We start from the raw sequence: 12,398 nt of genomic DNA on the forward strand, positions 1-12,398 counted from the left end.
GCTAGCGGATCACCCCTCCGGCGCGCCGCCGTAGGTCGCGGTGAGTTCCGCGACGCGGTCCTCGTCGATCACCTTGAAAAGCGGCGGCGGCGCGGTGAAGGGGCGGCCGGGCTCCAGAACCGTCAGCTCGCCCTCGACGTCTTGGCCGGGCCAGGTCGGGGTCTCCCCCTCGGCCGGTCTGCAGCCCACGGCGTCCAGCATCTTTTCCGCGCTGCCCGGGATGACGGGCCAGGCCAGCACGGCGAAAAGGCGCGTCAGGTTCAGGCCCGTGCGGATGATGCAGGCGGCGCGGTCGCGGTCCTGCTTGATCTCGGTCCAGGGGGCGGCCGAGGCGAGGTAGTTGTTCCCGAGCGACCAGATTGCGCGCAAGCTGGCGAGCGCCTTGCGGAACTCGATCGCCTCCAACTGCTGGGTGTAATCGGCGATCAGCCCTTCCAGCTCGGTCGCCATCGCGCGCTCGGCCTCGGTCCAGTCGCCGCCGGCGGGGACCTCCGCGCCGAAGTTCTTCTCGCAGAACTTCATGGTGCGGTTGACGAAGTTGCCCAGCGTGTGGGCGAGGTCCTTGTTGCACTGCTCGGCGAAGCGATCGACGGTGAAGACGCTGTCCCCCGATTCCGGCGCGTTCGCCATCAGCCAATAGCGCCAATAGTCCGCGGGCTCCTCCTCCAGCGCTTGGTCGGTGAAGATGCCGCGCTTGGAGGAGGTGGAGAACTTGCCTCCGTAGTAGGTGAGCCAGTTGAAGCCCTTCAGCCGGTCGACCAGCTTCCAGGGCTCGCGGCTTCCGATCTCGGTCGCGGGGAAGCTGATGGTGTGGAAAGGGATGTTGTCCTTCGCCATGAACTGGACGTAGGAGACGTCGTTCCCTTCGGTCCACCAGGCCTTCCAGTCGCGGTTTTCCGGATCCTCCTCGCCCCAGGTCTTGGTGGTGGAGATGTAGGCGATCGGCGCGTCGAACCACACGTAGAAGACCTTGCCCTCGAAACCCGGCCGGTCGACCGGCACGCCCCAGCTCAGATCGCGGGTGATGCAGCGGTCGCGCACGCCCTCCTTGATCCACTTCTTGGCGATCGAGGTGACGAGATGCGGCCAGTCCGGATGGCGGTCGATCCATTCCTCCACTTCGCCGATCAGGGCGGACTGGCGCAGGAAGAGGTGTTTGGTCGCGCGGATTTCTATGTTCGTGCCCCCGGAGACCGCGGAACGCGGATTGATCAGATCCGTCGGGTCGAGCAATTTGGTGCAGTTCTCGCACTGGTCGCCGCGCGCGCGCTCGTAGCCGCAGTTCGGGCATTCCCCTTCGACGTAGCGGTCGGGCAGAAAGCGGCCGTCGTCGTTCGAGAAGACCTGATTGATCTCGCGCTCCTCGATGAAGCCGTGTTCGTCGAGTTTCCGGGCGAAATGCTGGGTCAGCTCGTGATTGTCGGGCGACGAGCTGCGGCCGAAATAATCGAAGGCGATGTGGAAGCGCTCGTAGATCGAGCGCTGGACCTCATACTGCTCGCGGCAGAAGTCGGCGACGTCCTGGCCGGCCTCGAGCGCGGCGAGCTCCGCCGGCGTGCCGTGCTCGTCGGTCGCGCAGATATAAAGCACCTCGTCGCCTGTCTGGCGCTTGAAGCGGGCGTAGACGTCCGCCGGCAGGATGCTGCCGACCAGATTGCCGAGATGCTTCACCCCGTTGATGTAGGGCAGCGCGCTGGTGATCAGGATCTTCATCGGACGGACGCTCTCATGAAAAGCCGCGAGGGACGCCGGAAGGCGCGCCGTGCTTTAGCAGATGGGGGGCGGAGCGCAAAGGGGCGCGTCGGGCTTCGAGTGGGGCCCGCCTTCGTGGGGCTCTCCGGCGAGCTCAGGCCCCCGGCACGTCGCCTTTAGGCCGCACGAGCCCCTCGAACCGCTCCATGGTGAAGGGAACGGTCCGCCCGGTGTCCCAGTCGAACAGCGAGCGCTCGACGGTCGAGAGCTTACCCATATAGACGTGCAGCGCCTCGGACGGGCCGTCGCCGGCGGCCGTGGGCGCGTGAATCCCGTCGGGGCCGAGCGAGAGGAGCTCGCCCGCCGGCGTCTCCCGGACGATCGGCTCGCCGAGCCCGCCGCCCTCTTTCGGCCGGCGGTAGAGCAGATTGCGCTCCACCCCGCTGTAGACGGCGATGTGGACGCTCACCCCGTGGTCGTGCGGCGGCAGGACCTGGTGGGGCTGGAAGCGGGTCATCCAGAGGGAGAGCGTCTCGTCCTCGTAGAAGTTCTCTTCGTCCGCCTCGACGTGGGCGAAGGCGGCCTTGATCGGGGCGGGGTCGCGCACGGTCTCCGCCAGCAGCTCGCGCACGGCTCGCGTCGGGTCGTCCGAAGCTGCGGCGGCCTTGGCGGCGGCGATGAAGGATTCTTTGGCGAACGGCATGAGGGAAGGGTAGCGAAGTGCGGCGGAGAGAGGCAAGGCCTGACCGCCTCCAGGCCGCCGCGCCGAGCGTCCGCGCGGTTGATTCGCCCCCCGGACTCGTGTTCTTAACCGACGCAAGCCCGTCTGCGACGATCTGAGGAGGCCCGCGCCGCATGTCCGAGACCAAGCCCGTCTACAAGCGCGTGCTCCTGAAACTCTCCGGCCAGGCGCTGGCCGGCGCGACGCAGAACGCGCTCAACCCCGACGCCATCGGGCATATCGTGCGCGAGATCTTGTCGGTCCGCGACCTTGGGATCGAGATCGCCATCGTCGTCGGCGGCGGCAACATCTTCCGCGGCAACGTCTCCAAGGAATGGCATATCGAGCGCGCGGAAGCCGACAACATGGGCATGCTGGCGACCGTGATTAACGGCATCATGCTGCGTGCGGCGATCAAGACCTCCTCCGACTACGAGGTCAGGGTCATGTCGGCTCTGCACACGCCGGAGGTGGCCGAGCCCTTCATCCGCCTGCGCGCCGACCGGCATCTCGACAAGGGCTCGATCGTGGTGCTGACGGCGGGCATCGGCCAGCCCTATCTGACCACCGACTACGCCTCCGTCCAACGGGCGATCGAGTTGCGCTGCGACGCCGTGCTCGCGGCCAAGAACGGCGTTAGCGGCGTCTTCAACGCCGACCCCAAGCAGGATCCGGAGGCGAAGCTCTACCGCTCCATCGGCCTTGGCGATGCGATCCGCCAGCAACTGGCCTTCATGGATCTGCCGGCGCTGGTGATGGCGCGCGACTACGCCAAGCCGATCCACGTCTTCGACTTCGACGAGCCGGGCTGCATGCGCCGGATCTGCCTGGGCGAACCGGCGGGCACCTATCTGGCGAAGGGCGCGAAGACCAAGGTCTACGAGGCGGACGACGGCGCGTAGGCGCGTTAGGCGACGTCGGCGCCGGCGGCGAGGCGCCGTTCGGCCCGCCAGGCCTCGCGCCCGATCCAGCCCCCGGCGATGACGCCGGGAATGACGCCCAGCGCGAGACCGATCGTCCGCACCTCCTCCCCCAGGCCAAACTGATAGGCGAGCGCCCAGTCGAGCGCGCCGAAGACCGCGCCGGTCTCGACCCCGACCAGCAGGGCGGCGGAGACGGCGGCGATCGCGCAGGAAAGCTTCGAAGTCATCGGGTCAGTCCATTCATGCAAGGGACCGGAAGCGGTCGGTCCCGCATATTCTCCCTCTGCGCCGGTCTTGCAAGCGGTCGTTCGAGGCGCAGGCGTCAGCCCCTGAGCGTGGCGATTTCCTCGCGCGCGTCGTTCAACTGATCGGTGGTCAGGATCAGGCGCCGACCGAGATCGCGCGTCATCTCGAAGGCGAAGTAGGGATCTTGGCGGGCCATCTCTGAAAACACCTCGCGCGAGAGGCGCAGCGCCGTCGTCTTCTCGACCGCGCGCACCGTGGCCGAGCGTTTGGCGTCGTTGAGCAGGGCCAACTCGCCCACCAGCTTGTTCGGACCCAACGGGAACAACACCTTCTCCGTCGGACCGTCGCCGACCAGCACGTCGGCCAGCCCGTCCAGGATGACGTAGGCGGCGTCGCCATCCTCCCCCTCGCGCATCAGAACCTCGCCGGGCTGATAGATCTTGCGTTCGCTCGTGAAGGCAAGAAACTTCAGGCGGGTCGGATCGAGATTGGCGAAAAGCGGGACCTGCCGCAGGGTCTGCGCCTCTGCGCCCAGCGCTTCGTCGGCGCCGTCGAGCGAGCCCTCCGCCGGCGCCGTCGCTTGCGGTTCGTCTTCCTGCTCCGGTCGCTCCCCGGCTTCGACCAGCCGGCCGTTGCGGATATCGAACACGTGATCGGGGGACAGACCGGGCGGCGGCGCGCCGGCGATCCAGATCCAGGTCGCCTCCGGCGTCTCGGCGCGCAAGGCCGGCAGGATGCGCGCTTGCGACTCCGGATCGACGGCGTTCAGAGCGTCGCACAGCACCAGGACGTCAGGCCGTTTCAAGGCGTTGCGCACAAGGCTCAGCTTTTGGCGCTGGACCGTCGCGAGTCGCGCGCCGTTGACGCCGACCGGGAAATCGAAGGCGACGCGCACGATCGCGCGCCGGAGCTCCAACGCCTCGCACACCTCCGTGACCACGGCCTGCACCCGTTCCGTGGCGTCGGACCGGCCGTGCACGATCCGCCCGAACAGCATGTTGTCGAGGATCGAGAGGCCGCGGTTGAAGCGTGCGGGATCGAACGGCTCGACCGCGCCGGCGGGTTTGAAGTCCTCAGGATAGGTTTCGTGCAGCTCCTTGCGCAAGGCGACCAGCTCCGCCTGCATCGCCTCGTCGATCAGCCCCAGCCGATGGCGCTGGATCACCAGCTTGAAGGGCAGGCCGGCGAGCACCGCACGTTCTTCCGCCGTCAGGTCGCCGCCGCTCTTGGCCTTGCGGGCGATCAGCTTCAGTTCCGGCAACAGCTCTTCGTCGACGAAACTGTACTGCTCGAAAAAGGGATGGTTCGGCGGCAGATCCTTGAACAGCTCCACCATCAGCTCGGCGCATTTCAGCCCGATCTCGGTGAACCGCTCCGTCAGGCCGCGCTTGTCCATCAGCCGGCGCAGCTTCGGGTTCTCATGCAGCCGGTCGAAGGCCCACTCGTCGGTCGTCGGCCGGCCGAACAGGATGTTGCCGCCGACCGAAGAGTAGGTGTTGTAGCGGTCCATGTCGTAGGTCTGGACCAGATCGTCGAACCCGTGCGCGTCGAGCGCCTCGCGCAGCCGGCCGCGCGCCTCCATCACCTTGCCCGCGAGATCGGGCTCGGCCTCCGGATCGACGCTCTGGCGCAGGCCGATGTCGTACATGTCGGCCTCCATCTCGACCGCGCCGAGCAGATCGATCGCGCGCTCGGTCAATTCCGCGCGGTCGGCGACGCCGGCGAGCGCGTAGTCGGTCCAATCCTTCGCGGGATCGAACGGGCTGTTGCCGGACGCCTCGGCCTCTTCGATCTCGCGTCGGCGTTCGGCGTCGGCGTCCTCCTCCTGCTTGGGGTCCGGCGGCCGGCGCTGCAGCCCGAAGAACATGTTTGCGGCGATCGTCCCGTTGAAGAAGGCCGGCTCGACGCCGACATAGCCGATCCGCGCGCCGGTCACCCCTTCATGCAGGCGCGCCAAGTCCGTTTCGCCGATCTTCACCCGGCCGGATGTGGGGGTGAGCAGCCGGGCCAGAAGGCGCGCCAGAACTTCCTTCGCCAATCCGCTGCTGGACAGCACGCCCGTGACCCGGCCCCCCGGTATGGTGACGGAGGCTCCGTCGATCACCCGCACGCCGTCCTCGTCGGCCCAGGTGAGGTTGGCGGTCTCGATCGGCCCGTCGAGCCGCGGCTCCTCTTCCGGGCGGCCTTGCTGCAGGCGCTCGTCCAGCATCCCGTCAGGCTCGAACTGGCTGATCAGCTGCTCGTACTTGATGCGCGCGTCGGCCAGGCGTTGATAGTAGTTGAGAAGTTCCTTCCAGGGCGCCGCCAAGTCCTTGTAGGCGGCCAGCGCGGCGACCAGCGCGCCGAAGCTGAGCTCCCCCTGGATCACCAGATAGCCGCCGATCGCGTAGAACAGAAACGGCGTCATCTGATTGATGAAGTTGTTGACGAACTTCATGAAGAACTTGCGCTGGTAGATCTCGAACCGGATGTCGAAGATCTTGCCCAGCCGCCGGGAGACGTCCGCCATCACGTGTCCGGCATGGTCCTGGGCGCGCACTTCCGGCACGCCGCCCGCCACTTCGCCGACCCGATTGGACAGCGCGCGCACATGCTTCACGCGCTCCTTGCCAAGCGCGTTCACCTTCCGCTGCATCTTCGGGATGATGTAGCCCTGGACGGGGATCAGCGCGAAGGCGGCGAGGCCCAGCAGCGGGTCCTGCACGAACATGAAGACCATGATCGTCAGGAAGGTGCCGCCCTGGAAGGCGACCAGCGCGAAGGCGTCGCCGAAGAATCCGCCCAGCGGCTCCACCTCCGCCGTCACCATGGTGACGATTTCCCCTGAGGAGGTCTTTTGAAACTGCGGCAACGGGAAGCGCAGGGTGCGCGCCAGCAGAATGTAGCGCAGTCGGCGCAGCAGGCGCTCGGCCATGACGCCCTTGTAGGTGTTGATCTTCATCTTGAAGGCGCCGTTCACGATGACCAGCGCCAGGAAAACGCCGCACAGCACGAACAGGTATTGGATCTGCGTCAACTGGACGCCCAAAAGATCGACGGGCGTCCCGTCGCCGTTGATGGCGTCGTTGATGATCGTCTTGGGCAGATCGAAGGAATAGTAGAGGAACGGCAGCGACGCGGCCGTCAGCAGCAGGGTTAAGACCTGCTGCAGGCGGCTGTTGCGCCAGATGAACCGGAACATGCTGTGGTCCATGGCCGCGCTCGTCGCCTCCCCCCGAAAAGCCGCATCATAGACGCTCCGCCGGCCCGCGTCGCGTCCGCAAACGTCAGGCCGCGAACTGCTCCTTGAGGATGCGTTCTTCGAGATTGTGCTCGGGGTCGAACATGATGGTCGCGGCGACGCTGCGATCCTCGAAGATCGCGACATGGGCGACGTCGCGCACCTCCGTCGAATCGGCCACCGCGCTGACCGGGCGTTTGGCGGTGTTCCGGATTTCAAACTCGACCTGGGCCGATTGCGGCAGCAGCGCCCCGCGCCAGCGCCGCGGCCTAAAGGCGCTGATCGGCGTCAGGGCGAGCACGCCGGCTCCCAGCGGCACGATCGGCCCGTGGGCGGACAGGTTGTAGGCCGTGCTGCCGGCCGGCGTGGCCAGCAGCACCCCGTCGCAAACCAGCCCGTTGAGGCGCGCGACGCCGTCGACCCGAATGTCGATCTTGGCGGCCTGGCGCGTCTCGCGGAAGACCGAGACCTCGTTGATCGCGATCGCCTCCTCGACGCCGCCGTCGACGCGGGTCGCCTTCATCCGCAAAGGGTAGAGCTTCAGCGCCTCCGCCTTCATCAGCCGCTCGATCAGGTCGTCGGGGCTGTATTCGTTCATCAGAAAGCCGACGGTGCCGCGGTTCATGCCGTAGATCGGCTTGCCGCCGCCGATCAGCGCGCGCAGCGTGTGCAGCATGAAGCCGTCGCCGCCGAGCGCCACGACGACGTCAGCCTCCTCCGGCGTTTCGACCGAAGGGTAGTGCGCGGCCAGCGCCTTCAACGCGCTCTGCGCCTTTTCGGCCTCGGACGCGACGAAGGCGATTTTCAGGTCCGCGCCCTTGCCCTGAAGCGGGTTGCGCCTCGCGGGCGTGTCGCGCTGCTTCGGCGGGGGCGGCGAGGCGGTCTCGTCGGCGGCCATCGGGCTCGATCCTCATGCCTGCGACGCGGAGCGTCCGTGCGGGCGGTTCAACGCAGGGCGCGCGCCGGGCTGGACTGCGGCCCGCGCGCGCCCCACATAGGGTCGCGCGACTGTAGCCGCCGCGCCGCCGCCCGGAAAGAGGGGCGGCGCTAGCAAGAGGGCGTCGACGCGATGAGCCGCGAGGAAATCCTGTTCGCCAACGAGGCGTTCTACCAGGCCTTCGCCGACGGCGACGAGGCCGCGATGGACGCGCTGTGGGCGCGCGACCTGCCGGTGGCCTGTCTGCATCCGGGGTGGGAGCCGCTTTACGAGCGCGACCACGTGATGGCGAGCTGGCGGGCCGTCCTGCAGGACCCGCCGGGCGTCCAATGTCGCGCCCCGCGCGTCTTTTGCTACGGCGACGTCGCCTTCGTGATCTGCTTCGAGATGATCCGCGACAACGCCCTGATCGCCACGAATCACTTCGCCAAGGAGGAGGGGCGCTGGGTCATGACCCACCACCAGGCCGGCCCCACCCGCGCCGCCCCCGCCGCCGACGCCGACGCGCCGCCGACGATCAATTAGGGGCGGCCAAGCGACCCGCGCAAACGGCCGCGCCGCAGCCGCGCTGCTAGACCTCCGGCTCGGCGTCCGGTTGGCCGGCGGCCAGCGCGTTCATGTAGGCCAGGCACAGCTCGCACGACAGGTAGCGGCCGTGCGCCGCGCGCTCCTGACGCTCCACGATCGGGAAGGTCGAGTAGACGTAGCGCACGTCGTCGCGCTCCGTGATCCCGTAGAGATGGAAGAAGACCGCGTCCAGCTTCGCGCGCAGCCGAAGCCGCCGATCCTCGTCCCAGACGAAGGGCGGCTTCACCTCGCCGGCCTCGTCGACATAGCCCAGGTCGCGCGCGAAGGGCGCCATGTCGTGCGCCGTATAGGTCAGCTCCAACACCGCCGCCTTGACGATCTCCTCCGCCGTCCTGTCGCCGAAGCGCGTCTCGGCGAAGCGGTCGGGGGGGATGACGGGGAGTTGTTCCAGGATGAAAAAGGAGAAGTGGGTCGTATGAACTTTTTGACGGGCGACGAAATCGAACACCAGTGCGTTCAGGTTGGCGGTGATCAGGGCCGCTAAGGCCGGCGTCTCCGCAGACGCGGTGAGCATATTGAGCACCGGCAGCGTATGACCTGCGGCGCACTTGGGTATAAGCGCGGCGATCATCGTGCGCACGTTTGTTGAAGCGGTGATGTCCTTGAAGGCGACAACCCATTCAAACTCATGGTTTTTCCACGGGATGGCGATCTCGTGCATGAAATACCGCGGCACCGGATACCGTTTTGGGTCCTGCTTCTCGACTCCCGATATCGCCTCCTGCTGACCAGGCCGGAAAACATTCTGACTTTTGACAAGAATATCAGCGGCGCGGTGATCAAAGGCTTGCACGAGCTTGCCCTCATACAAAGGCAACCAAAGGCCGCTTTCGCTGCGCCAACGATTAAGCCCCTCAGGCCACGCTCCCTCATCTGTAGCCAGTTGGTCGGGGTCGCGGAAATTCTCGGAATCCGTCGCCATGTTGACCATCTGATCATATCGGATAGGCCACACCACTCGGCCTAAATGGGGGGCGCCGACAGTTGGAAGCCTCTCGTAGATCGCCGTCGTTAGGTCCGCGTCACGCCGCGACCGGAAGATTGGGGCCGTGCCTGTTTTTGGATTGACCCGGGCGAAGTCCTCCGCGCTCAGGGGGAAACGCCGATCCAAATCGTTAAGCTCCGCCACGCTATGAAGATAGAAGGCGCACTGCGCGGCACTCTTCGTAGGCCTCCGCCCCGCGACAAAGATACTGAACTTAAAGGAGGCGTGAACGTCGGGGAAGAAGACCTTTTTATTTTCAAAGTCATATAGGGCCTTTAGGCGGCCCTCCGTTGCGACGGATTTGAAGAACGGGGCCGCCGTCAAATCAGAGGCAATGCCGGATGGCACAAGCATGCCGACAATTCCCTCTGGTTTGACCAGCATCATCGCCCGTTCGACGAAAAGCTTGTAAAGGTTCAGTTTTCCTCTGTTCAATAGAGAGTAAAGACCGTGCTTTGCGCGAATGATCTTGGTTCCCGCCGCCATGCGTTCACTGGCGCGCGTGTATTCAACCCACAGCGGATCGGCGTTGTCCTTCAACTGTGCGATGAGTTTCTTTCGATCAGCATTGGAGCGCGCCAAGGCGACCGAGCGATCGCGTTGGGCGAACCAAGAGACATCTTCGAACTCATAAACATCCCACGGCGGATTGCCGACCACCGCGTCGAAGCCGCCGAAGCGCTCTGCGTCCTCCCAGCGGGACCAGACGCCGGGGTAGGCGACCTGCCAGTTGAAGAAATTCTCTTGCCCGATCAGCGTGCGCGCTTGCGCCAGCAGGGCGGCGAAGCGGCGGCCGTCCTCGCGGGCGTCGGAGGGCTCCTCCAGCCCTTGGGCGATGCGGATCGGGTCGCCGAACTGGCCGTCGAAGAAGGCGGGGATCAGCGCCTTGTCCGCCGCCGTCTTGAGGTCGAGCCAATCGATCGCATGGATCAGCTTGAGCAGCGCGTCGAGCGGGCCGGTGCGGTCCTTCACATCGTCGAACACGTCGGCGGAGCGGTGGGCCTCCGCGATCTCGACATCCGTCAGCCCTTCGATGATCTGCATCTGGGCGGCGCTGCGCAGGGCCTCGCTCACCGGGCGGTGCAGCAGCAGCGGGCTGCCGTAGTTTCGCACCTTCTCGATCCCCTGGCGCACCCAGACGCCGAACAGGCTGTCGCCGCAGCGCAGATGGTGGTCGAGGAAGCTGAGCGGCGCGCCGACCGTGAAGGTGTGCAGCCAGAGCGCGACCTTCGCCAGCTCGACCGCCATCAGGTTCTTGTCGACGCCGTAGAGGCAGCGCTTCAGCACCATGCGCCGGACGATGTGCCGGTCGTCGAGCTGGCGAAAGTCGACGGTCCAGCCGTTCTCGGTCGCATTGCGGTGGATGGTGGTGCGGATCTGCTCGATCCGCACGGCGAGCGGCGAGCGGTAGTCCCGCCACTCGACCGCCGCCTCGGCCTCGGCCATGGCGGCGATCACCTCGTCCGCCAGAAAATCGACGAGGCTGACCAGGAAGTGGCCGGACCCCATGGCGGGGTCGCAGATCTTCAGCTCCAACAGCTTTTCGGCCGGGTCCAGGCCCGACAGCTGGGCCAGCCGCCGCTCCTCCTGCGTCGTCCCGCCGGGCGGCGCCGCGGTCTCGGCCAGGAAGGCGTCGCGCCGCGCATCGATCAGCGGGCGCAGCGTCTCCTCCAAGATCAGCGAGACGAGGTCGTCCGGCGTGTAGTAGCTGCCCGAGCCCTTGCGCGCGAACGGCGTGGGGCGGACGTCGTAGCCGCCATCCGGCGCTGGCGTCAGCTCATATTCCAACAGACGCTCATAGATCGAGCCCAGCTGCTGGACGCTGAGGTCGCGGTAGTTGATGTAGCGACGGCCGGCCGGCGACTCCTCGAAGGCGAGGGCGTCGATCACGTCGGCGATGACCTGATCGCCCAGCGCCACCTCCTCCAGCAGCGGCGTCGCCTCCCGGCTGAAAAGACCGCCGTTGTAGGGCGGCAGGCCGATTTCGGCGTCGCCGTCATTGATCGCCGCGGACAGGTCGCGGATCGAGGACCAGTAGCGCGTGCGGCTGGCGGAGAAGACGTCGCCTTCATCTTTGCGCTTGCGCACGTCGTCGCGCACGTTGCGGCGCAGCGCATAGTCGTCGAACCGCCGGTCGCGCACCGGCAGAAGATCCCGATCCTCGGCGTAGAGGATGAACAGCAGGCGATAGAGCAGGATCAGCGCCGCCTGCCGGACCTCCTCCAGATCGGCGTCGGGCGCCGAGGCGGCGATCGCGCTCGCCAGGCTGGGGAAGACCTGGTTGAAGACGACGCCGGCCAGGCTTTCCGCCACCCGCTCTTCATAGAAGCGGCCTTCCGCGATGGCGCGTTGGTGGACGCTGGGCGCGTCGGCTGGGCCCGGCAGAAAGGCCGTGCGACTGAACAGCAGCAGGAACACCTTGAAGGCGTGGCGGCGTTCCTCCTCGCTCGGCGCGAAAAGGTCGTCCTCGTCCGGCTGGGCGAGGCCGAGCGCCGCGGCCAGATCGATCTCGAAGAACTGCTCGGAGACGGAGCGCGCGCCGGCGAAGTACAGCCGCCACCGCCCCCCGTTGGTCAGCACGCCCCACCGCAGCCCGCCGTTCGTCAGATCGTCCACGCGCCGCAGATAGCGCAGCATCTGGGTGGACGGGGTCGAATCCTCTCCGGCGCGGCTGGACCGCCGGTCGAGCAGCCGGTCCCAGCGCTTCGATTCCACCAGCGCCAAGCCAAAGGCGTAGCGTCGCGCCCCTTCGGGCTGACGTTGGGCTTGCGCCTTGGTTTCCGCGTCCTTGAACAGCAGCCCGTCCGGCACGTCCGCCCGCCCGGAGAGCGAGAGGTTCTGTTGGCGCAGGCTGTCCGTCCAGCCCAGCGCCTCAAGCACCGGCCAGATCAGATCCTGTTCGGTCGTGGATTCGTTCGGCGCGCCGGTCGTCGGGAAGGCCTCGAAAATCCCCTGGACGGCGCGGTGCGCCGCGTCGACGTCCTCCTCCGCCAGCGCGCGCCATTCGGGCAGCGAGGCGATGGAGTTCAACAGAAAATCGTGCGCGAACAGGCTGCCGGAAAACAATGCGCCGATGGCCAATGCTC

8 protein-coding genes are annotated in these 12,398 nt (G+C 66.7%); 2 read left to right on the top strand and 6 right to left on the bottom strand.

Annotated elements, in window-relative coordinates; genetic code table 11:
• Positions 1-9 precede the first annotated feature (9 nt).
• Together metG and RIB45_RS01795 are read right to left on the bottom strand one after the other, a co-directional pair.
• A complete protein-coding gene (gene metG, locus RIB45_RS01790; RefSeq protein WP_350048147.1) occupies positions 10-1,713 on the bottom strand; it encodes a methionine--tRNA ligase in 1,704 nt (567 codons plus the stop codon).
• A 133-nt stretch (positions 1,714-1,846) separates the two neighbouring features.
• Positions 1,847-2,395 carry a hypothetical protein gene (locus RIB45_RS01795; protein ID WP_350048149.1) on the bottom strand — a complete coding sequence of 183 codons (549 nt, stop codon included), beginning with the start codon at positions 2,393-2,395 and terminating at the stop codon, positions 1,847-1,849.
• 152 nt (positions 2,396-2,547) lie between these two features.
• On the opposite strand from RIB45_RS01795, the gene pyrH reads away from it, so the two are divergent.
• Entirely contained in the window at positions 2,548-3,315 is a 768-nt protein-coding gene (gene pyrH, locus RIB45_RS01800; RefSeq protein ID WP_350048151.1) for a UMP kinase, read from the top strand.
• A 5-nt stretch (positions 3,316-3,320) separates the two neighbouring features.
• Here the strand turns inward: pyrH and RIB45_RS01805 are convergent, their stop codons facing one another.
• The 3 genes from RIB45_RS01805 to RIB45_RS01815 form a co-directional block, all read right to left on the bottom strand.
• Positions 3,321-3,563 (bottom strand): hypothetical protein, encoded by a 243-nt coding sequence (locus RIB45_RS01805; RefSeq protein ID WP_350048153.1) that lies wholly within the window; start codon positions 3,561-3,563, stop codon positions 3,321-3,323.
• Between the two features lie 95 nt (positions 3,564-3,658).
• A complete protein-coding gene (locus RIB45_RS01810; RefSeq protein WP_350048155.1) occupies positions 3,659-6,775 on the bottom strand; it encodes an ABC transporter transmembrane domain-containing protein in 3,117 nt (1,038 codons plus the stop codon).
• 73 nt (positions 6,776-6,848) lie between these two features.
• Positions 6,849-7,700 carry an NAD kinase gene (locus RIB45_RS01815; protein ID WP_350048157.1) on the bottom strand — a complete coding sequence of 284 codons (852 nt, stop codon included), beginning with the start codon at positions 7,698-7,700 and terminating at the stop codon, positions 6,849-6,851.
• 171 nt (positions 7,701-7,871) lie between these two features.
• Here RIB45_RS01815 and RIB45_RS01820 point away from each other — a divergent pair, with 171 nt between their 5' ends.
• Positions 7,872-8,264, top strand: coding sequence for a nuclear transport factor 2 family protein (locus RIB45_RS01820; protein WP_350048159.1), 393 nt, complete (start codon positions 7,872-7,874; stop codon positions 8,262-8,264).
• 46 nt (positions 8,265-8,310) lie between these two features.
• Here RIB45_RS01820 and RIB45_RS01825 read toward each other — a convergent pair whose 3' ends face one another.
• A complete protein-coding gene (locus tag RIB45_RS01825; RefSeq protein WP_350048161.1) occupies positions 8,311-12,393 on the bottom strand; it encodes an Eco57I restriction-modification methylase domain-containing protein in 4,083 nt (1,360 codons plus the stop codon).
• Between the last annotated feature and the right edge of the window lie 5 nt (positions 12,394-12,398).

The organism is Marivibrio sp., assembly GCF_040218065.1.
GTDB lineage: Bacteria > Pseudomonadota > Alphaproteobacteria > UBA8366 > Aestuariispiraceae > Marivibrio.

Coding starts and splice junctions, on each gene's coding strand:
- pyrH (WP_350048151.1), top strand. CDS start 2,548: ATGTCCGAGACCAAGCCCGTCTACAAGCGCGTGCTCCTGAAACTCTCC.
- metG (WP_350048147.1), bottom strand. CDS start 1,713: ATGAAGATCCTGATCACCAGCGCGCTGCCCTACATCAACGGGGTGAAG.
- RIB45_RS01815 (WP_350048157.1), bottom strand. CDS start 7,700: ATGGCCGCCGACGAGACCGCCTCGCCGCCCCCGCCGAAGCAGCGCGAC.
- RIB45_RS01795 (WP_350048149.1), bottom strand. CDS start 2,395: ATGCCGTTCGCCAAAGAATCCTTCATCGCCGCCGCCAAGGCCGCCGCA.
- RIB45_RS01805 (WP_350048153.1), bottom strand. CDS start 3,563: ATGACTTCGAAGCTTTCCTGCGCGATCGCCGCCGTCTCCGCCGCCCTG.
- RIB45_RS01810 (WP_350048155.1), bottom strand. CDS start 6,775: ATGGACCACAGCATGTTCCGGTTCATCTGGCGCAACAGCCGCCTGCAG.
- RIB45_RS01820 (WP_350048159.1), top strand. CDS start 7,872: ATGAGCCGCGAGGAAATCCTGTTCGCCAACGAGGCGTTCTACCAGGCC.